The following is a 20,623-nucleotide window of genomic DNA, read 5'->3' on the forward strand; positions in this document are numbered from 1 at the left end:
AATGAGGCACTGTGGAGGCTCTCGAAACCCAGGGTGTTCGCAGTGTGCAGCGGGCGCTGGACATCCTGTCGCTGCTCACCGAGGAACGCCCCTCGATCACCATCAAGGACGCCGTCGCGGCCACCGGGCTCGCCAAGACGACCGTCATCCGGCTCATCCAGACCCTTGAGCAGATGGGCCTGCTGTGGGCGACCAGCAACGGCTACATGGCCGGCCCCGGCCTCTGGCGCTGGGCACACCTGGCCCGCAGCAGCTGGGAGCTGCCCCCGGAGACCAAACGGCTCATGCGTGACCTGGCCGCCCGCGACCGCGAGACGGTCAACGTCTACGTGGCTCGTGACATCGTCCGGGTCTGCATCGCCCAGCAGGAGGGCCCGCAGCCGCTGCGCCACGTCGTGCACGTCGGCGACGAGCTGCCGATGTGGGCGGGCGCGTCGGCCAAGGTGCTGCTGCGCAACGCCCCCGCCGCGCTGCTGACCCGGATCGCGCGCTCCTCGCCCTACGGCGAGGACCACGTGCGGCAGCTGCAGGAGTGGATCGACGAGGCCACCGGGCGCGGCTGGGCGGTCAGCCACGGGGAACGCGAGGAGGGGATCACCGCGGTCGCCGTGCCGATCCTCGGCCGCTCCGGCACGGTCGTCGCCGCGCTCACGCTCAGCGGCCCCACGATGCGTTTCAGCGACGAGCGCGTCGAGACGTACGCCAAGGATCTGAAGGAGGTCGCGAACCACATGACCGAGCGCGGGTTCGACCACCCGCTCGGTGCGTCCTATTAGCCATCGCGCGCGCAAGGAGAACCAGGCATGCCCGACCGACCGCTCACCGGCATCCGCGTCCTCGACCTGACCAACGTTCTCGCCGGGCCGTACTGCACCTACCAGCTGATGCTGCTGGGCGCCGAGATCGTCAAGATCGAGGTGCCCGGCCACGGTGACCTCGCCCGGCGTCTCGGCCCCGACTCCTCGCTGAACGCCGCCGGGATCGGCGCGTCCTTCCTCGCCCAGAATTCCGGCAAGAAGTCGGTGGAGCTCAACCTCAAGGAGCCCGCCGGCCGGGCCCGCTTCGAGGACCTCGTCGGCGAGGCCGACGTACTCATGGAGAATTTCCGGGCCGGTGTGCTCGCCCGGATGGGCTACCCCTGGGAGCGGCTGCGCGAGCTCAACCCCGGCCTCGTCTACTGCGCGATCACCGGCTTCGGCCAGGACGGCCCGATGAGCCAGGCGCCTGCCTACGACCAGATCATCCAGGGTCTTTCCGGGATGATGAGCATCACGGGTACGCCCGACACGGCCCCGTTGCGCGTCGGCTTCCCCATCAGCGACACGGTCGGCGGCCTGACCGCGGCCCTCGCCGTCACCGCCGCCCTGACCGGCCGCCAGCGCGACGGCCGCGGCCGGTTCCTGGACGTGTCCATGCTGGAGGCCTCCGTCTCCGCGATGGGCTGGGCGGTCTCCAACTACCTGGTCAGCGGTGCCGCACCGGAACCGATGGGTGATCAAAACGCCACCGCCGCCCCGTCGGGCACGTTCGAGACCGCCGACGGCCCGCTCAACATCGCCGCGAACCGCCAGGAACAGTTCGCCACGCTGTGCCGCCTGCTGGAACGCCCCGAGCTGCTGACCGACCCCCGCTTCGCCGAGCGGGAGTCCCGCAAACAGCACCGGGCCGCCCTCAACCACGAGCTGAACACGTCCCTCGCCGCGCGCCCCGCCCACGAATGGGAGCTGCTGCTGTCGCGGGCGGGTGTCCCGGCCGCGCGCATCCTGACCGTGCCGCAGGCCGTCGCCTCGGACCAGCTCGCCGCCCGGGGCTTCTTCACCGACGTCCCGTTCCCCGAGGGCACCCGGCCCGGCACCGTACGCGTCAGCGGCAACGGCGTGCTCTTCGACGGCGAGCCGTACACCCCGGATTCCCCCGCCCCCGTCCTCGGCCAGCACAACGAGGATCTCCCCGCCCTGCTGTCACGCTGGCGAGGCGCCCGTGCCGCTTCTTCTCCGGCCGCCTCGGCTTCTGCCGCGCCTGGTCGGGCCGCGTCTGCTCCGGCCGCGTCTGCTTCGGCGGCGTCCGCTCCGGCCGCGTCTGCTCCGGCCGCGTCCGCTTCGGCGGGCGACCGATGAGCGACCAGGACGTCGCCGACTGGTGGGCGACGTCGGTGAGCCGCATCGAACCGGGCGTCATCGAACTGCGCGGCAAGCCGGTCCAGGACCTGATCGGCTCGACCGGCTTCGTCGCGACGATCTGGCTCATGCTGCGCGGCGAGCTGCCCCCGCCCGGCGCGGCCCCGCTGCTCGAAGCGGCCCTGGTGGCCTCGGTGGACCACGGCCCGCAGGCCCCCTCGATCGCCATCGCCCGGATGACCGCCACCTGCGGCGTAGGCCTCAACAACGCGATGGCCGGCGGCATCAACGCCCTGGGCGACGTCCACGGCGGCGCCGGCCAGCAATGCTTGTCCCTGCTCGACGAGATCGTGGCCGCCCCCGGGAGCACCGCCGAGGTGGTCGCCCGCTGGCAGTCCCGCTCGAAATACCTGCCCGGTTTCGGCCACCGCTTCCACCCCGTCGACCCCCGCCGCGAGCCCCTGCTCACCCTGGTCGACGACGCGGTCGAGGCCGGCGTCGTCGAGGGCCGCCACCTCGCCGCCGCCCGCTCCATCGAGGACCTGCTCAACGCGCGCCCCGGCCGCCACATCCCGATGAACATCGACGGCGCCACCGCCGTCATCTACGGGGAACTGGGCTTCCCCGCCCCGCTCGCCCGCGGCCTGTTCGTCCTCAGCCGCAGCGTCGGCATCCTCGCCCACGCCTGGGAGGAAACCCAGCAGGGCCGCCGCATCAAGGGCCCGATGCCCCCGTCCATCCTGCCCACCTACCGAGGCCCCGAGAGCTAGCGCGCATCGCATGGCGGCACCTCCCGGCAGCTAATGTACGAACCAGTACGTTAGTTATCTGCCGCCGGGCGCGCTAAGTCAAGCGTCGATATGACTGATGGACCTCTCCCCCACCGGGGCAATCGCCGGCTGACCCCACCCGGCAGTCGTCAGTTGACCGGCCCGGCGGCGGGGAGCGGTGCGGACCGGCGGCCGGTGCCCGCGATGAAGGCGACGCCGCCCAGCGCGGTCACCACGCCCCAGAGCAGAAGCGTCGCCCGATAGCCGAGGTGTTCGACGGACGCGCCGGTCAGAACGCCGGAGACCAGCAGACCGGCCGTGGTGGCGTTGGCGAACAGGGTGGTGGCGCGGCCGGTTGCCGGAGCGAGAAGGTCCTGGAAGTAGCGAATGCCGGCCCCGGCGACGACCGCGATCCCCACGGCACGGAACACCTGGGAGACGATGAGCATCGCCATGCCCGACGACACCGCCGTCATGGCGTTGTAGCAGACGAGGGAGCCGAAGCCGACCAGGATCACGGCCCGCTGGCTGACCCGGGCGGGAACGGCGACCAGGGCCAGCGTGGCCACCACCTCCACGGCGGCACAGACGCTGAACAGCACTCCGACCGACGCCGGCGACTGGTGCAGGGCCCGGGTGACGAACAAGGGCAGCGCCAGACCGCCCCCGAACATCGCGGCGAAGAACAGGGTGACACTGACGATGAGCAGCACCGGGGTGCCGCCCGGTGCCGAGTCGGTGACCGTGACGGGCCCGGGGCGCGGCACCAGGAAGACAGCGAGCGCGGACGCGAGGAACACCCCCGCGGCCGTCCACATCAGCCACGAGTAGCCGCCATGGGACAACACAAGAGCCCCCAGCAACGGCCCTACCGCCCAGGCCAGCGACCAGGCCGAACGCAGCAACGGCGCGGACCGCTGCCCGGCGGTCCCCTCACCGAGCACGGCACGCGCCAGCGAGAACAGCTGAGGAAAGGCGGCCCCCAGCGCCCCGAGCACCGTCGCCGCCATCAGCAGCAGCACCAGGAACCCCGACACCCGGGGCAGCAGCGCATAGCCCGCCGAGCCCAGCAGAATCACCACGACGGCGTACGCCCGGGCGGGCCGCCGGTCGAACAACCGCCCCAGCCACCAGCCGATCGTGATCCCGCTGACGGCGAACACCGACGACCACACCCCGATCTGCACCGGCGTCAGCCCGGCCACATCGGCGCCGAACAGCACGATGTACGAGTTGACCATCGAGTCCGCGATGCCGAGCAACAGGACCGCTACGAAGAGCGCAAGAAAGGGCACGCGCTCTTCGTAGCGGGTGAGGCGTCTCGGCGACACCGAATTAGGGCGCCTACAGACGGGTCGCGGTGCGGACGAGGGCCGCTACTGCCAGGGACCGGCTGTGCGGGGGCCAGGCGATCACCGTGGTCACCGGGTGGGCGTCCGGCACCGGGACCGCGACGACGTCGGGGGGAAGCTGGGTGCGGCTCGTCTCCGGGGCGACCATCATCGTGCGGCCGAGGGTGATGAGCTGGATCAGCTGCATGTGGTCGCGCACCTCCGGGCCCGGGCCGGGAGGGTACGTGCCGTCGCGTGCCGGCCAGCGCGGCATCGGCAGGCCGGGCAGCCCGGTGACCTCCGCCATGCTCAGCTGCGTGCGGGTCGTGAGGGAATGACCGGCGGGCAGGATCGCGATCTGGCCCTCGGTCATCAGCTCCTCGGTGTCGAATCCCGCGACGTTGTCGAACGGCCGGTGCAGCAGGGCCACGTCCGCACGGCCGTCACGCAGGATCCGCTCCTGCTCGCCGGGCCCGCACAGGAACACCTCGACCGGCACCGCGCCGGGCTCTGCGGCGTAGGCGTGCAGGAGTTTGGCGAGCAGCTCACTGGCGGCACCGGCCTTGACCGCGAGGACCACGCCGGCCCTGCCCGGCTCGGCGGAACCCGCCCGGCGGGTGCGGCGCTCGGCGGCCTCGACCGCCTCCAGCGCTGCCCGGCCCTCGGCGAGCAGGACCGTCCCGGCATCGGTCAGCGCGACCCGGTGGCTGTCGCGGTCGAACAACCTCGTCCCGAGGCGCCGTTCCAGCAGGCTGATCGCCCGGGACAGCGGGGGCTGAGCCATCCCGAGCCGCGACGCCGCCCGGCCGAAGTGCAACTCCTCCGCCACGGCGACGAAGAACCGCAGCTCCCGAGTCTCCACCCGCCGATCGTACGCCCGCCTACGCCACGGTGATACCCGCGCGGTATCGCACCGTACCGAGTTGGTGTTGCCCGGCATCACGCTGTGTAGCGACGATCGGGGCATGACTGAGACGACGATCGCGCTGATCACCGGCGCGAACAAGGGCATCGGGTACGAGATCGCAGCAGGACTCGGCGCACGGGGACTCACCGTCGGCGTCGGTGCCCGCGACGACCAGCGCCGGGATGCCGCGGTGGCAAAGTTGCGGGCTGCGGGCGTCGACGCTTTCGGCGTACCCCTGGATGTGACCGACGATGAAAGCGTGACCGCCGCTGCAAAGCTGGTCGAAGATCGGTTCGGGCGCCTGGATGTGCTGGTCAACAATGCCGGCATCACCGGCGGCATGCCGCAGGAACCCACCCGCGTCGACCCGGCGATCATCAGGACCGTCGTGGAGACCAACGTCATCGGCGTCATCCGCGTCACCAACGCGCTGCTGCCGCTGCTGCGCCGCTCATCCGCGCCACGGATCGTGAACATGTCGAGCAGCGTCGGCTCCCTCACCCGCCAGTCCGGCCCCGGCGGGGCAACCACCACGGGCCCGGTCGCGATGGCCTACCCGCCGTCGAAGACGTTCCTCAACGCCGTCACCCTGCAGTACGTCAAGGAACTGGCCGGCACGAACATCCTCATCAACATGGCCTGCCCGGGCTTCGTGGCGACGGACCTGAACGGCTTCCGCGGGGTACGCACCCCGGAGCAGGGCGCAGCGACCGCCATCCGCCTGGCCACCCTGCCGGACAACGGCCCCACCGGCGGCTTCTTCGAGGACGCGGGCGACGTTCCCTGGTGAAGACGATCAGCCTCTGTTTCCGTAGCGGGGACCGGCCGACGGGGCTCATGGTCCACCGGAAAGCTTGCGGGATCGCGCCCGCCCGCCCTCACGGGGTCAATCGTCGAGGTAGTCGTCCCAGTCGACGCGGTTGTGACGTGGATCGTCGGAGGGGTCATCGCTTGTCAGGCGGGCACGAAGATCGTCTGCCCAGGTCTGGGCCCAGCGGTGCAGGCCTGCGATGTCGTTCTCGGTCAGCCCGTACTCGCCGAAGGTGGTGTCATCGAGGTAAGCCAGTCCATCGAGCTTGAACAACAGGTCCCCCGACCTTGAGTCCGACGGCGTCGTCACGGTTCAGAACGGGCCCCGTGCTGAGGATGACCGGGGCACCAACGCCTTCCTTGAGCAGGTCGATCTCACACGTACGGATACCGTCGATCACCTCGAACCGCGATGCGGTCGGGGCCACCTCGATGACGTGCACGCGGACACCTGACGTGCGGTAGACAGCAGCGAGTCGCTCGGTGACGTCGGCCAGCGGCAGGGTCAGACCGTGGCCAGCTCGGGCAGCAGGCTTTCCCATGTCTGGATGAGCACACGGGCAGTCAGCATCCGGATCTTCGGCCAGTCCGCGATGAGGAGGTCACGGTTGATCCGCCTGGCCAGGTCGGCACGCTGACCATCGCCGATCAGCGTGGTGTAAAGCGTCAGACGGCGGGGCGGATTCTCCACGTCGAAGGCCGGGGCGCCAGACCAGTAGAGCCGGTTGGGCAGTTCAACGAAGCCGGTCTGCGGTCCGGCGAACTCGTTCCAGGCCGGAATACGTGCCGCTACGTCCCCGGTCCGGGCCAGCCTCTGGTTGATGCCCACCAGCCGATTCGCATCAAGTTCGCGACGAAGAGCGAGAGGGGCGGGAGGAATATCGCGGTTCCCCGACGGGGCTTGCCGACAGCGCAGCGCGAGGCGGTCCGCTGTTCGGCGGACCGCCTCGTTCAGGTGGCGGGCTCAGGTCAGCTCAGGCGGGCGTCGGCCATGCGCTGGACGGTGTCTCGGTCTTCGATCTCGCCGGCCGGGGTGAGGTCGGGGAGGGCGTCCTCGACGAAGCGCAACCGCCGGTTGAACCACCCTCGCACCGCCCACAGCGTCATCACGATGCCGCTGACGACGATGACCAGGGCGAGCCCGCGACCAGGGCCGACGCCCACGATCGGGCCGAGCGAACCCGCGAGGGGGCCGTCCGGTTCGAGGAGCGGCTTGAACCAGCGGTCAGCCGAAGGGCCGATGATGACGTAGCCGAGGGGCATGGTCAGCATCATGACCGTCATGAAGATGCTGAGGACGCGGCCCTGGAGGTCGAAGCCGACCTTGGCCTGGATCAGGGACATCCAGTGACCGTTGATCAGCGACTCGGTGGCGGACATCGTGAACATGCCCAGCACCAGGAGCCAGGGGTTGGTGAACAGGCCGACCGTCATCAGGCCGATGTTGTTGACGGCCATGAAGATGATCATTCCGTCGGTACGGCGGTGGGTGCCGCCCCAGATGCTCATGGCGAGCGCGCCGAACAGGGTGCCGAGGCCGCCGGCGCTCAGGACCAGGCTCAGGGTGGCCACGTCGTGTTCGATCAGGATCAGCGGGACGATCAGGGCGAAGCCCGCGGTGTAGAAGACGTGGTCGATGGTGAAGAACCAGAGCGCCGATACCAGTCCGGGGCGTTTGGTGATGAAGCGCCAGCCGTTGACGATCTGGGCGCGTACGGTCTCCTCGCGTTTTTTGAATGCCCGGTCCGGGAAGCGGACGAACTGCAGGGTGACCACCGCGACGAGGAATGTTGCCACGTCGACCAGGAGCACCGACTGCAGAGGGAGTACGGCCAGAAGTGGTGCGGCCAGCATCGGTGCGAACAGGGCGCCGGCGCCTACGCCCAGCTGGGCGATGCCGTTCGCTTGGCCGAGGAACGCCTTCGGGACGAGTTGGGAGATCGCTGCCGCGTATGCCGGTCGCTGGAAGGCGGACGCGAGGGAGGTGAGGGCGCAGAGGGCGTACACGTGTCCCATCTGGAGGTTTCCCGCGGACATCAGCGTGATGAGGACGATCGTGGCGGCGCCGGCTGCCGCGTCGGACCAGATCATGACCTTGCGGCGGTCGTAGCGGTCGGCGATGGCGCCGGCGAAGGGGCCGGCCAGGATGCCGGGAAGCAGGGCTACGGCGCTGACGAAGGCGAAGTCGGTGATCTTGCCGGTTTGCTGGAAGACCCAGAGGCTCATGATGAGCTGGCTGAGCGCGCTTCCTACCAGTGAGACGAACTGGCCGGCGGCGACCACTCCGAAGCGGCGCAGGCTTGGCTTCGGGCCGGGTTCTTCTTCCGGGGGCGCGACGGGCTCGGGCCAGTCGGCGGAGAGGATGCCGGCGAGGGGTACGGCCTGGTGCTTGAGGAAGCCGTGTCCCGCTTTCGGCAGCACGGCCAGGGACACCTCGCCGGAGTAGTGCTCCCATTCGCGGTAGCGCTCGGTGTAGAGCTCGGTGACCCGGTCCTTGTCGCCGACGACGCTGAGCAGCGGCGCCTTGAGTTTGCTGGGTTCCTCCTGCAGCGTACGGGCGTAGAAGTCCTCGGAGCCGCGCTCGTCGTGGCGTACCGCGCGCATGGCGAACGCTCGTTCGGCCGGGTCGTCGAACTCGTCGAAGCCGCCGCCGAGGGCGCGGATCTCGTCGAGGATCGCCCGGTCGGAGATCAGGCGGTCGGGGCGGAACTTGCGGTAGACCCAGTCGGCGAACTTTCCGGGAAGCCGGGCCATCGGGAACATCGCGCCGACCGACACGCCCTTGAGGGGCAGGCCGGCCGCTTCCATTCTGCGGCCGAGTTCCATCGTCATCGCCGAGCCGTGGCAGTGGCCGTAGAGCGTGATCGGGCCGGGGAGAGTGCGCACTTCGTCGAGGGCTGCCGTCATGAGCGCGTCGAAGTCCGGGGCCTGCTCGTCCGGGTTGCTCCAGTCGCGGCCGGGGACCTGCAGGGCGTAGACGACCCAGCCTTCCGGCATCGCTGCGGCGAGGGGCAGGAACGACAATGCGTGGCCGCCGGAGTAGGGCAGGCAGACCAGCGTGCCGAGGGTTGGATCTCCGTCACCGGGAGTGAGCCGCTGGAGCAACTCAAACGGTTCGGTTGTGTGCAATTTAGTTGTGCACAATTTAATTGTGCCCAACTTAGTTGCACCCAACGGAACGGTGAGTGGTGGCGCGGCCACAGAGGGCGAAGCGAAAGTCGGCGAAGCCTTAGACGGCGAAGCGGAGGCCGGCGAAGCCGTAGACGGCGAGGCCGGCGGGGTGAGGAGGGTGTCGAGGTGCGCGGCCAGATCGCGCAGGACCGGGTTGCGGTAGAGGTCGAGCAGCGCGATGCGCACGCCGTACTCGGCGTGGACCGCGCGGGCCATCCGCAACGCGGAGAACGAGTCGCCGCCGAGGGCGAAGAACGCGTCGTCCGGGCCCGGCGAACGGCCGAGCAGCTTTGCCCAGATCGCCGCCAGGCCGCGCTGGGTCTCGGTTTCCGGCTCCACCAAAACCGAAGCCCCGGGCCCCACCGGCGGGTCGGGCAGGGCTCGCCGGTCGATCTTGCCGTTGGGGGTCAGAGGCAGCGACGGTACGCCCACCAGCCAAGCAGGCACCGCATAGTGCGGCAACGAGGACTGCAGCCCATGCAGCAGCCCGGGTTCGGTGCCGGTGACGCCGACGAGGTAGCCGGCGATGCGACCGTCGCGCACGTCGGCGGCCGCCGCGGTGACACCGGGCAGCGCGGCGAGGGCGGCTTCGATCTCCCCGAGCTCGATCCGGTGGCCGCTGACCTTGACCTGGTCGTCGAGACGCCCCAGCAGGACCGTTGTTCCGTCGGCGAGGAGCCGCGCGGCGTCTCCGGTCAGATACCAGCCGTCCCGGAAACGGGACGCGGTGAGCGAGGGCAGGTTGTGGTAGCCGAGTGCCACGCCCGGCCCGCCGATCCACAGCTCCCCCGTTGTCCCGAACGGAACAGGCGAGCCCAAGGAGTCCCGCACACTGAGAACGTTGCCCGGGTAGGGCCGTCCGATCGGCAGCACCGCCTCGTCCGCAAGCCCGGAAACCGGCCCGTCGAAGTACGCGTTGTCGATGGTCGCCTCGGTGACGCCGTACGAGTTGATCACCCGCGCACCGGGGCCGGCGAGCGCAACCGCGCGCCGGTACTCGTGGACGTACCACTTCTCGGCGCCACCGGCGAGCACCCGCAGATCCGGCAGCCGGGGCAGGTCCAGCAGTCCACGCAGGACGGTCGGCACCAGCTCGGCGATCGCGACGCGCTGCGAGCGCAGCAGGTCGTGCAGCGCCGGAGCGTCGAGCAGTGTCTCCTTAGGGCAGATGACGAGATGGCCACCGGTTGCCAGGGCGCGCAGGCTCTCCCCCGCGAACACGTCGAACGAGAAGCTCGCGGCCTGCAGGTGGATCTCGCCGGGCCGCAGACCGTACGTGGCTGTCCAGCCGGCGATGGCGTGCCGCAGGTTCGCGTGCGACACCATGACGCCCTTGGGCTTACCGGTCGTCCCCGACGTGTAGAGCACGTACGCCGCGTCGGTTTTAGACGTCCCGGACAGCACCGAAACGCCGTCCACATCGACAACCGCCCGCACGTCACCATCGCTGAGCAGGTATTCCTGCCGCTCAGCCGGGTAGTCCGGATCGACCGGCACATAGGCGGCGCCGACCTTCCACACCCCCAGGATCGCGGCGTAGCTCCGCGGACTGCGCGGCAGCCTGATCGCCACCCGGTCCCCCGGCCCCACCCCGGCGGTGGTCAGGCTCTCCGCGAGCCGTTCCGCTTCACGACCGAGCTGACCGTACGTCCAGAGCTCGTCACCAAGACTGACAGCGACCGCGTCGGGCGTGGTACCGGCGTGAGCGAGGATCAGATCGTGCACACCCCCGCCAGAACCGTCGCCGGGCAGGGAGGGTGCCGACGGCGCTGACCCCGCGGCCAGGATCCGGTCCCGCTCGGCGGCGTCGAAGAGCGGCAGCCGCGCGACCCCGGCCGACGGTTCCCGGACACCGGCTTCGAGGACCGTCAGCAGCGACGCGGCGAGCCGGGAGACCATGGCCTCGTCGAACAGCTCCGACGCGTACTCGGCGTAGAGCACCGGTGCGCCGTCCGGGAAGTCGACGCTGAACGTCAGGTCGAGCTTGGTCATGCCCGGGTGGGTGCCGCCGAGGAACTCCACCCGGGTGTCGCCGGCGGTGGCGATCGCGGGCGGCGTGTTCTGCACGATGAGCATGACCTGCGTGAGCGGCCCCCGGTCGGGGCGAGCGGGCAGGCCCAGCGCGGCGGGCAGTTGCGCGGTCGGCGGGTCGTCATGGCTGAGCGCGCCGAGCACGGTGTCATGGGCGCGGGTGATCAGCGTCCGGAAGTCCGGGTCGCCGCCGACGTCGGTGCGCAGCGGCACGACGGTGATGAACGCGCCGATCGTACGTTCCCGCTCGGGGTCGGTACGGTGCGCGACGGGTGAGAGCACGGTGATGTCGCTGTGCCCGCTGACCCGGGCGAGGACCGTCTGCAGCGCGGCCAGAACCACGGTGGCGACGCTGGCCCCGGTCTCGCGCGCCAGCCCGGCGGCGGCGGTGAGAACGGCCGGGTCGATCGCCCGCTCGACCATGCCCCCACGGAACGACCGCACCTGCGGCCGCGGCCGATCGGCGGGCACGAGGACCTCGGTGTCGACGCCGCTGAGCCGCTCTACCCAGTACGCACGCTCGTCATCACGCGGCCGGGCAAGATAGCCGGCAAAATCCGCGGCCCGCTCCTGCACAACCCCGCCGGGCCCTGCGGCCGGTGATAGCTCAGCCCCGCCGGGCCCTGCGGCCGGTGATAGCTCATCCCCGCCGAGGGCTGCGGGCGGTGATAGCGCATCGCCGCCGAGGGCTGCGGCGAGGTCGTCGGCGAGCACGGTTGCGGACCAGCCGTCGAAGACGAGGTGGTGCACGGCGACGACGAGCTCGGCGTAGCCGCCCTCCCCCAGCAGCAGGGTCGCGGCGATCAGCCCACCGGCAGCAGGATCGAAAACGGTCTGTCCCCGGGAAGTGCGTAGCCGGTCGGCCTCAGCACCGGAGGCGTGGTGGACGTCGAGTGGTACCGGCCGGGCGGGGCCGCCGAAGACCATCACCGGCTCGTCGCCGTCCTGCCGGAACGTGGCCCGCAGCGCGTCGTGCCGCGCGACGACGGCGTCGAGGGCGGCCTGGATCCGGGCCGCGTCCGCGGTGCCGGTGATCCGGTAGCGCAGGCCGATGGTGTGCAGTGGCGTGCCCGGGTGGAACTGGTCGGCGAGCCACGTGTCGCGCTGGAACTCGGTGAGCGGCAGGACCGTGCCCTCCACGAGCGGCCCGTGCTCGACCCGGTCGCGGGCCTCGATCAGCGCGGCGATCCCCCGGGGTGTCGGGTGCGCGTGCAGGTCGGCGAGCGTCAGCCGGACGCCGTGGTCGCGGGCGACGCGGGTGGCGATCTGCACGAGGCTCAGCGAGTGGGCGCCCAGGTCGAGCACCGACTCGTCCGGACCGATCGACGCGACGCGCAGCACTCCGGCGATGAGACGCTCGAGCTCGTTGCCTCCGGCCGGCGGGGCGGGCGATGCCCGGTGCAGCGCTGCGAAGTCGACCTTGTCGCGGTCGTTGCGGGGGAACGCCGGGACCGGGATCAGCAGGGACGGGACACTGTGCGCCGGCAGCCGGTCACGGACAAAATCCCGGACCGGGCCGACATCAGAGCCTTCCATGATGAGGTACGCGACCAGCGCGCCCCGTGACTTGTCGAGGTCGACGGCGGCGTCGCGGACGGCGGGGTGTGCGAGCAGCGCGCGTTCGACCTCGGCGGGTTCGACGCGGAACCCGCGTACCTTGAGCTGGCGGTCCATCCGGCCCCGGAACGCGAGCCGCCCGTCGGGACGCTGCCGGACCCGGTCGCCGGTGCGGTAGTAGCGCTGACCGTCGGCGCCGGCGCTGAACCGTTCGGCGGTGCGCTCGGGCTGGCCGAGATAGCCCAGTGCCACGGTCGGGCCGCCGAGGAGCAGCTCCCCGTCCTCCCCGGACGGCACGTCATCGCCGTGCTCGTCGACGACGCGCACGAGGACACCCGGCAACGGCAGCCCGACAGTGGGCTCGTGGTCGTCGCCGGCCCGCGGTGAGAGAGCGCGGGGGCCGGCGAGCTCGTCGACGGTGGCCACGACCGTGGTCTCGGTCGGGCCGTACTCGTTGACCAGGCGTACCCCGTCGAGGGGCAGCGCGCGCCACGCGGCAACACGGTCGGCGCGGATCTCCTCGCCGCCGGCGGTGACCACCCGGACGGCCGGGGGCAGCCGCAGCCCGTCGCGGACCATCGCGTCGACCAGTTCGTGCCAGTACGCGGTGGGCAGGAACAGGACGCTGATCTCCCACGCCGCGCAGCGGTCCAGGAACCCGGCGATCGAGGAGATCATCTCGTCGTCGCGCAGCACGATCGTCGCGCCGGCCAGGAGCGGCGGGAACACCTCCTCGATGCACGCGTCGAACGACATCGAGACGAACTGCAGGATCCGGTCGCCGGGGCGCATCGCGTAGTGGTCGACGGCGATCCGGCTGAAGTGCTCCAGGGCGCGCCGCGGGATGCCGACGCCCTTGGCCCGGCCGGTAGTGCCGGAGGTGTGGATGACGTACGCGAGCGCGTCGGGATCCTCGTCCCACGCCAGGCCGTCCCGACCGCCGGTGTCCGACGGGCCGGCCGAAGCCCCGGCAGGAGCACTGGCCGCAGCGCCGGGAGAAGCGCTGGCCGAAGCATCGGCCGCAGCGCGGATCGGCACGCAGCGCAGGCCGGCGCCGGTGAACGCGGCCTCGTCGCGGGGACCGGTCACCACGACGTGCACCCCCGCGTCCCGGACGATCCCGGCGAGCCGGCCGGGTGGGTCGGCGGGGTCGAGGGGGACGAAGCCGGCGTCGGCGAGCAGGATGCCGAGCATCGCGATCACGGTGTCGGCGCCGCGCACCGAGGCGAGGCCGACCGGGTCACCCGCTCGGGCCCCGGCGGCGGCGACGCGGGCGGCGACTCCTTGCGCGGCTGCGTACAGCTCGGCGTACGTGTAGGTGCGGTCGCCCTCGATGAGCGCGAGGGCCGACGGGGCGGCCGCTACCCGTTCCCGGATCCCGGCGAGCAACCCCGGCCGTGCCTCGTCGGGACGGTCCGGTCCCGGCCGGTACGCGGTCTGCGTCGTCACGTGTTACTCCCCAGCACATCGGTCCAGGCGGCCGGGCCGGTGCCCGCAGCCACGTAAAGCACATCCATCAGCGCGATGTCGTCCGGCGCCCACGTCACGGCGGCACGGTGACCGGTGGCCTCCGCGAGCTCGTAGAACAACTCCGGCTCCACTCCCGCGGCACCGCCGAGCAAGGGCTCACCGCCGAGCAAGGGCTCACCGCGCACCGCACTGTCGAGCGGGGGCTCGCCGTGGAGGGCGCGGTCGTCGGCGGTCTCCGTGACGAGGCGGGCGTTAGGGACGCCGACCACGCGGAGCCTGGTCGTGCCCGGTTTGGCGAGGTGGCGGGCCAGGGCGTCCGGGTCGCCGTCCCACACGTGGTGCGGGGCGTTCGCGAGGGACAGCACGCGGCCGGGGCCGTTGGTCAGGACGACGTCGTAGCGGTGGCGGGTGAGTTCGTTGTGCGCGTACCCGCGGCGCAGCCGGACGTCGGCGGCGCCGAAGTGGGCGAACCAGGCCGGGTCGACGAGCAGTTCGCGGTCCTCGTCCAGGTGTTCGCGCACGTCGGCGGGGCCGAAGCCGGCCGGGGAGCGGTGCCGCAGCACGGCGGTGGCCAGGCAGCGGGCGGTCCGGGCGTTGCGTACGTCCCCGACGTACAGGCTGCCGCCGGGGGTGAGCCGGGCCAGCGCCGCGTCGAGCACGCCCTGCAGGTAGCCGAGGCTCGGGAAGTACTGCACCACGGAGTTGATGACGATCACGTCGAAGCGTTCGGCGCCGAGCGCGTCGGTCTCGTGTGCGGCGAAGGGGTGCAGTTCGACCTTCGCGTCCAGCGCGGGGTGACGCCTGAGCACGGCGCGGAACGAGTCGATGGCCACGGCGGAGAAGTCGGTGCCGACGTAGCGGTCGACCTCCGGGGCGACCTTGGCGAGGATGTGCCCGTCGCCGACGCCGATCTCCAGGACCGTACGGGGACGCAGCCCGAGCACCCGGTCCACGGTGGCCGTCCGCCACTCGCGCATCTCGTCGACCGGGATCGGTGCGCCGTCGTAGGCGCTGTCCCAGCCGGTGAAGTCCTCGCCGATCTCGGCACCCCACGAGTCCTCGTAGAGGAAGTCGTAGACGTCGCGCCACCCCTCGACCACCTGCAGGTCGTCGGGGTCGAAAGTCGCGCTCACAGCGCGTACCCGTGCTCTCGGAAAAGCTCTGAGATCCTGAGGTTGTCGGGGGTTTCGCCCGGGGCCAGGCGGCGCAGGACGAGCAGGCACGGGGTGCCGAAGACACCGCCCGGGAACTGCTGCTGGCGGTACGCGGTGACACACACCGACCACGGCGGCGCCTCCCCGCGCGGCAGGTCCTCGCCGGTGGTGGCATCGACGACCCGGGTCGTGCCGGTGAGCAGGGTGCCCGCGCCGAGGTTCGCACCCGTCCGCACCCGCGCGCCCTCCACGACGATGGACCGCGAGCCGACAAACGCGTCGTCCTCGACCACGACCGGGACGGCGCCCTCGGGTTCGAGGACCCCGCCGATGCCGACCCCGCCGGAGAGGTGCACCCGCGCGCCGATCTGCGCGCACGAGCCGACCGTGGCCCACGTGTCGACCATCGTCCCGGCACCGACGTACGCCCCGACGTTGACGAACGACGGCATCAGCACGGAACCGGGCGCGAGGTAAGCCCCGAACCGGGCGATCGCGCCGGGCACCAGCCGCACGCCGTCGAAGCGTTGCTTGAGCGGCAGCCGGTCCCGGAAGTGGAACGGCCCGGCGTGCGTCTCGGTCAGCGCGTACAGCCGGAACGCCAGCAGGATCGCCCGGCGGCTGCGCTCATCGACCACCACGGCGTCGGTGACCGGGTCGATGCCCGCCACCCGGTCCACGCCCCGGTCCAGGCGGTCCAGGGCCTCGGTCACCACCAGGGTGGCCTTCTCGTCGGCGGGCGACAGCCCGGCGCGCCGCTCCCACAGCTCGTCGATCACACCTTCTCCTTCAGTTTCAGCAGGGCGAGCCGGCAGGCGACCACGGCGGGGTCGTGCACGGCGGCGATCCGGACGAACGCTGTCCCGGCGGGCCCATAGGCAGCGCCGGGCATGACGACGACACCGGCCTGTGTGGCGAGTTCGCGGGCGAAGGCCGCACCGTTGGTCACGTCGAGCCACACGAACAGGCCGCCGTCGGGGGGTGAGCACGGGAAACCGTTGTCGCGCAACGCTTTCACGAGGCCGTCGACGCGGGCCTGGTTGCGGTCGCGTTGCCCGGCCGCGAGGTCGTCGTCGGCGAGCAGCTGCGCGGCGGCGTCCTGCGAGGCCGTGGACGCCATCAGTCCGGCGTCGCGGCGGCTGCGGACCAGGGCCCGGACCAGGCCCGGATCGCCGGCGTAGAACCCGGCGCGCAGGCCCGGGGCGTTGTTGCGCTTGGCGAGGCTGTGCACGGCGAGCACCCCGTGGCCGGCGCCGGTGAGGATCGTGCGGGGCGGGCCGGTCCAGGTCGTCTCGGCGTACGCCTCGTCGGAGGCCACCAGCACGTCGTGCGCGCGACCCCACGCGGCAAGAGCGGGCAGGTCCTCACACACGCCGGTCGGATTGCCCGGGCTGGTCACCCACACCATCAGGGCGCGGGCGGCGATGTCCGGCGCCAGCTCCGACGGCCGCATCCGCAGATCGGGACCCATAGGCATCCGGTACGCCCGGAGCCCGGCAAGTTCCGCGCCGAACGCATACGTCGGATAACAGAGCCCCGGGATCAGCACGATGTCCCGGTGATCGTCAGCGCGCAGCCGCCTGAGGTGCTGAGGCAGTCCGGCGACGAACTCCTTGGCCCCCGCGCAGGCGGCGATCGAGTCCGCTGCCGCGCGTACTCCAAATTGCCTCCACAGATAACCGGCGGCCGCGGCACGCAGCTCGGCAGTCCCCGCGCTGGGCGGATATCCCCCGGCGCGCGCCGGAGGTCCCGGCTGGACCCGCGGGGGTGGATCGGCCGGCACGCCGAGGGACAGGTCGAGCACCGGATACCCGGACCGTCCCGCGAGTGCCAGCAGCTCGTCGCGCGTCACCTCGCGGCGATCGCGGGCGAGGCAGCGACCAGGGTGTCGGCCTCGCAGTCGAGGGTGGCGAAGTAGTCCGCGATGGTCTCGGCGCGGCGGATCCGCTCGACCGTGCCGTCGGGGTGCAGGACGAGCTCCTGCGGGCGCAGCCGGCCGTTGTAGGTGAACGACATCGACAGCGCGTGCGCGCCGGTGTCGTGCACGAGCAGAAGATCGCCCTCCTGGGTACGCGGCAACGTGCGCTGGATCGCGAACTTGTCGTTGTTCTCGCACAGCGACCCGACCACGTCCACGGTCTCCGTCGGGCGGTCGTCGCCGCCGTGCACGGTGATGTGGTGATAGGCGTGCGGGTACATCGCCGGGCGGATCAGCGCGTTCATCCCCGAGTCGACGCCGACCAGCTCGCGCCACTTGCTCATCCGGTTGAGGACCCGGGTGACCAGGACGCCGTGCGGGGTGAGGATGTAACGGCCGCACTCGAAGAGGATCCGGGGGCTGCGGCCGGCGGCGTCGAGGCGTTCCCGGATCGCGCGGGCCAGCGCGGGCAGGTCGAACGCGGTCTCGTGCGGCCGGTACGGGATGCCGATCCCGCCGCCGAGGTTCAGGAAATCGACATCGAGCGGTTGTGCCAGCAGCAGGTCGAGGCTGAGCAGGAACGGTTCGGGGTTCAGGAACCCGGAGCCGAGCATCATGTGCAGGCCGAAGCTCTCCGGCTGCAGGGTGGCGGCCTTGGCGGCGACCACGGCGAGACGATCCATCCGTACGCCGAACTTCGCCGACTCCGCGTCACCCAGGTAGGACTCGCCGACCGCTCCGGCCGTACCCGGATGAACGCGCAGCGCGAGCGACCGCGGCCTGGCGCCCATCGCGATCAGCTTGTCCACCACTGTCTCGTCGTCGGCCGTGATGATCGCGCCGAGCCGCAGCGCCTCGGCCAGCTCGTCGTAGCTGGTGTTGTTGGACGTGAAGCAGATGTCCTCACCGGACGCCCCGGCCTCGGTCGCCGCCCACAGCTCCGCCGGGGAGCTGCAGTCGAACCCGAAGCCGTACTCCCGGACGCGGCGCAGCATCGCCGGGTTCGGCTGGCCCTTGACCGCGAAGTACTCGCGGACGTCCATCCCCGCGAACGCCGCCTTGAAGCCGGTCGCGGTCTCGTGCAGGCCCTGCAGGTCGTAGATGTGGAACGGGGTGCCGAAGTGCTCGGCCACCGCGGGCAGCACCGGCTCCAGCCGGCGTGCGAAACCGTCGCTGATGGGCATGACGCGGCCGCGATCAGGCGTGCGCGGTCAGGACGGCCCGCAGCCGCGGACCGGAGAGCGGGCGCTCGTAGCCGTACGACTCGACGACGGTCTCCCGGAACCCGGCCGCGCGGGCCTGCTCGGCGAGGTACGCGCCGGACAGCCACCGGAACCCGGGAACGCCGGGCGCCTCCTGGACCGGTTCGCCGTCACGGGGCGCGTCGTTGGAGACGATCAGCGTGCCGCCCGGGGCGAGCCAGGAGCGGATGCGCTCGAAGATCCCGGTGAGCTCGCCCTCGGCCGCGTACAGGTGGCCGAACAGCCCGTCGGAGTAGACCACGGGCCAGAGCTCGTCGGGCTGCCACCGCGTGATGTCCGCGCGGACCGCGTCCACACCCTTGGCGCGGGCCACGTCGACGGCCTCCTGCAGCGCGTCGACGGCGAGCACCCGGACGCCCGCGTCGGCCAGCTCCCGCTCCACGGCCGCGTTGCCGCAGCCCAGGCTCAGCACCCGCGTCCCGTTCGCGGCCAGCACCTTGTCGCGCATCCAGCCCCGGTAGGCCGGGGACGCCACCGACGGCGTGATCGAGTCGCCACGGGCACCGCCGTGCTCCCAGACGTCGAAGAGACTGCGCTCCCCCGCACAATAGAAATCGCGCAGCACATCAATTTCCGTCAGGGTCGACAGCGATTCGTCGCGGCCCATTCCACTCGCATCCTTAGGTAGCGATTCACCATTTCCCCGTGGTCGCGGCGAATGCTAAGGGTGCGAATTCGCGCCCGTCAACACGGTGGTTGCGGGGCATGTGTCGCTTTCGTCCTGCGGTGTTGTGCGATCGTGAATGCGTGATTGGGCCGACGTTCATGTTCCAGGAGCGACAATTTCACGATCGCGGGAAATGGCTGCCATAATCGGGCAGCGCGATCCGGTCGGCGGGCGGGGTGAACAGCTTGGCCGCCACCGAACCGGCCACGCGGGTCGACGCGAGCGCGGCGGCGGCGTGGAACACCTTCAGGCCCAGGCGGCTCTTCGGGTTGGCCAGCCGCGGGGCGCCCGGGGGCAGCTTCTGCGCCTGGTCGACGTAGGGCCGCATGATCCGCTCGTACGAGGCGAACGCCTCCTCGGGCGAATCGGCGCGGGTCAGCTCGCCGCCGAGGATGTACGCGCCGACCAGGGCCAGGCTGGTGCCCATGCCGCTGATCGGGGAGGCGCAGTAGGCCGCGTCGCCCAGCAGCGCCACGCGGCCGCGGTGCCAGCTCGGGGCGCGTACCTGGCCGATGCTCTCGAAGTAGATCGGCACGTCCTCCATCGCCGCCAGGACCCGCGGCGCCTGCCACCCGGCGTCCCGGAAGACCCGGCGCAGGACCTGCTTCTGCTCGTCGACGCCCAGGTCCTCGTAGCCTCGCGGGCCGGAGAGGAACGACAGCGTGGCCCGGATCGTCCCGGTGTTGTCCGGCCGCAGCCCCACGTTGCGCCCGCCCACCGCCCCGAACCACTGCCACCAGTCCACGTCGCCGGCCTCACGGGGAATCGTGAAATATGAGGTGTACATGCCGAGGAAGCGGATCTGCGGCTCATCCCCGAAGATCATTCCGCGGGTACGCGATCGCATGCCCTCGGCCAGCGCCACGACATCGAAGCGGCGCTCCGGCCCCTCGGCGAAGGTGACGAGCACGCCGTCGCCGTCCTCGCGGAGCGCGGTGATCGAGTCCCCGAAGACGTACTCGGTCTGCCCCTCGGTCAACCCGGCAACGATCCGGGACAGCTCGCCCCGCAGGATCTCGACCTCCGCGGTGGCGCCACCCGTCTCGTTACCGCTCGCCGGGAAAGCCGCCCTGACCCGCCCCTTCTCGTCGACGAAGCGGGTGCCCCGCTCGCCGGTGTTCGCGGCCAGCACCTCATCCTCGATGCCCATCCGCCGCAGCACCTCGCGGGCAGCGCCCCGGACGTCGATGTTCTGCCCCTCGGCCCGCAACCGCCCGGCCCGCTCGACAACGGTCGTGCGCCAGCCCGCGGCGTTGAGCCAGTAGGCCAGCGACGGCCCCGCGATGCTCGCACCGGAGATGAGAATGCTGCCTGCACGCATGAGATTCCTTCTTGTTCTGTTTTGGGACGGACCGCTTCGTTCTTGGGGCCGACCGCTTCGTTCTTGGGGCGGACCGGTGATGCGGGCGAGGGTGACGGGCTGCAATGATGTCGCCGACGATCGAGGGATCGAAGGAG

15 protein-coding genes are annotated in these 20,623 nt (G+C 71.3%); 4 read left to right on the top strand and 11 right to left on the bottom strand.

What is annotated here, in order from left to right; all coding sequences use genetic code 11:
* Positions 1–11: 11 nt before the first annotated feature.
* From Ahu01nite_RS31250 to Ahu01nite_RS31260, 3 genes are read left to right on the top strand one after another with little or no spacing between them, the layout of a single operon-like run.
* Positions 12–776, top strand: coding sequence for an IclR family transcriptional regulator (locus Ahu01nite_RS31250; RefSeq protein ID WP_203840271.1), 765 nt, complete (start codon positions 12–14; stop codon positions 774–776).
* A gap of 27 nt (positions 777–803) precedes the next feature.
* Positions 804–2,117 carry a CaiB/BaiF CoA transferase family protein gene (locus Ahu01nite_RS31255; protein ID WP_203840272.1) on the top strand — a complete coding sequence of 438 codons (1,314 nt, stop codon included), beginning with the start codon at positions 804–806 and terminating at the stop codon, positions 2,115–2,117.
* Positions 2,114–2,887 carry a citryl-CoA lyase gene (locus Ahu01nite_RS31260; RefSeq protein WP_203840273.1) on the top strand — a complete coding sequence of 258 codons (774 nt, stop codon included), beginning with the start codon at positions 2,114–2,116 and terminating at the stop codon, positions 2,885–2,887. The genes Ahu01nite_RS31255 and Ahu01nite_RS31260 overlap by 4 nt, the downstream gene beginning before the upstream one ends.
* Positions 2,888–3,036: 149 nt before the next feature.
* Here Ahu01nite_RS31260 and Ahu01nite_RS31265 read toward each other — a convergent pair whose 3' ends face one another.
* Together Ahu01nite_RS31265 and Ahu01nite_RS31270 are read right to left on the bottom strand one after the other, a co-directional pair.
* Complete coding sequence (locus Ahu01nite_RS31265) at positions 3,037–4,182, bottom strand: MFS transporter (protein WP_203840274.1); 1,146 nt, start codon at positions 4,180–4,182, stop codon at positions 3,037–3,039.
* A gap of 49 nt (positions 4,183–4,231) precedes the next feature.
* Positions 4,232–5,080, bottom strand: a complete 849-nt coding sequence (locus Ahu01nite_RS31270) for a LysR family transcriptional regulator (RefSeq protein WP_203840275.1) — start codon at positions 5,078–5,080, stop codon at positions 4,232–4,234.
* Positions 5,081–5,183: 103 nt separating this feature from the next.
* Here Ahu01nite_RS31270 and Ahu01nite_RS31275 point away from each other — a divergent pair, with 103 nt between their 5' ends.
* On the top strand, positions 5,184–5,915 hold the full coding sequence (locus tag Ahu01nite_RS31275; protein ID WP_203840276.1) for an SDR family oxidoreductase: 732 nt from the start codon (positions 5,184–5,186) through the stop codon (positions 5,913–5,915).
* Between the two features lie 96 nt (positions 5,916–6,011).
* Here Ahu01nite_RS31275 and Ahu01nite_RS31280 read toward each other — a convergent pair whose 3' ends face one another.
* From Ahu01nite_RS31280 to Ahu01nite_RS31320, 9 genes are all read right to left on the bottom strand, one after another.
* Positions 6,012–6,209, bottom strand: a complete 198-nt coding sequence (locus tag Ahu01nite_RS31280; RefSeq protein WP_203840277.1) for a hypothetical protein — start codon at positions 6,207–6,209, stop codon at positions 6,012–6,014.
* A gap of 231 nt (positions 6,210–6,440) precedes the next feature.
* The gene (locus Ahu01nite_RS31285; protein WP_239159284.1) at positions 6,441–6,764 is read right to left on the bottom strand and encodes a hypothetical protein; all 324 of its coding nucleotides are present in this window, start codon (positions 6,762–6,764) and stop codon (positions 6,441–6,443) included.
* 140 nt (positions 6,765–6,904) lie between these two features.
* On the bottom strand, positions 6,905–14,143 hold the full coding sequence (locus Ahu01nite_RS31290; protein ID WP_203840278.1) for a non-ribosomal peptide synthetase/MFS transporter: 7,239 nt from the start codon (positions 14,141–14,143) through the stop codon (positions 6,905–6,907).
* On the bottom strand, positions 14,140–15,297 hold the full coding sequence (locus Ahu01nite_RS31295) for a class I SAM-dependent methyltransferase (RefSeq protein WP_203840279.1): 1,158 nt from the start codon (positions 15,295–15,297) through the stop codon (positions 14,140–14,142). Before Ahu01nite_RS31295 ends, Ahu01nite_RS31290 begins: the two co-directional genes overlap by 4 nt.
* Positions 15,294–16,097 (bottom strand): 2,3,4,5-tetrahydropyridine-2,6-dicarboxylate N-succinyltransferase, encoded by an 804-nt coding sequence (locus tag Ahu01nite_RS31300; RefSeq protein ID WP_239159285.1) that lies wholly within the window; start codon positions 16,095–16,097, stop codon positions 15,294–15,296. Before Ahu01nite_RS31300 ends, Ahu01nite_RS31295 begins: the two co-directional genes overlap by 4 nt.
* Positions 16,094–17,170, bottom strand: coding sequence for a pyridoxal phosphate-dependent aminotransferase (locus Ahu01nite_RS31305; protein WP_203840280.1), 1,077 nt, complete (start codon positions 17,168–17,170; stop codon positions 16,094–16,096). Before Ahu01nite_RS31305 ends, Ahu01nite_RS31300 begins: the two co-directional genes overlap by 4 nt.
* Complete coding sequence (locus Ahu01nite_RS31310) at positions 17,167–18,420, bottom strand: diaminopimelate decarboxylase family protein (protein WP_203840281.1); 1,254 nt, start codon at positions 18,418–18,420, stop codon at positions 17,167–17,169. Before Ahu01nite_RS31310 ends, Ahu01nite_RS31305 begins: the two co-directional genes overlap by 4 nt.
* Positions 18,421–18,433: 13 nt before the next feature.
* A complete protein-coding gene (locus Ahu01nite_RS31315; protein WP_203840282.1) occupies positions 18,434–19,105 on the bottom strand; it encodes a class I SAM-dependent methyltransferase in 672 nt (223 codons plus the stop codon).
* Positions 19,106–19,283: 178 nt separating this feature from the next.
* Positions 19,284–20,486: an FAD-dependent monooxygenase gene (locus tag Ahu01nite_RS31320; protein ID WP_203840283.1), complete on the bottom strand. Its 1,203-nt coding sequence runs from the start codon at positions 20,484–20,486 to the stop codon at positions 19,284–19,286.
* Positions 20,487–20,623 lie beyond the last annotated feature (137 nt).

The sequence above is a fragment of the Winogradskya humida genome, from assembly GCF_016862215.1.
GTDB classification, from domain to species: Bacteria; Actinomycetota; Actinomycetes; order Mycobacteriales; family Micromonosporaceae; genus Actinoplanes; species Actinoplanes humidus.

What these genes read in the sequence shown, in the direction of transcription:
- Ahu01nite_RS31255 (WP_203840272.1), top strand. Translation starts at nt 804, where the DNA reads ATGCCCGACCGACCGCTCACCGGCATCCGCGTCCTCGACCTGACCAAC.
- Ahu01nite_RS31275 (WP_203840276.1), top strand. Translation starts at nt 5,184, where the DNA reads ATGACTGAGACGACGATCGCGCTGATCACCGGCGCGAACAAGGGCATC.
- Ahu01nite_RS31260 (WP_203840273.1), top strand. Translation starts at nt 2,114, where the DNA reads ATGAGCGACCAGGACGTCGCCGACTGGTGGGCGACGTCGGTGAGCCGC.
- Ahu01nite_RS31315 (WP_203840282.1), bottom strand. Translation starts at nt 19,105, where the DNA reads ATGGGCCGCGACGAATCGCTGTCGACCCTGACGGAAATTGATGTGCTG.
- Ahu01nite_RS31310 (WP_203840281.1), bottom strand. Translation starts at nt 18,420, where the DNA reads ATGCCCATCAGCGACGGTTTCGCACGCCGGCTGGAGCCGGTGCTGCCC.
- Ahu01nite_RS31320 (WP_203840283.1), bottom strand. Translation starts at nt 20,486, where the DNA reads ATGCGTGCAGGCAGCATTCTCATCTCCGGTGCGAGCATCGCGGGGCCG.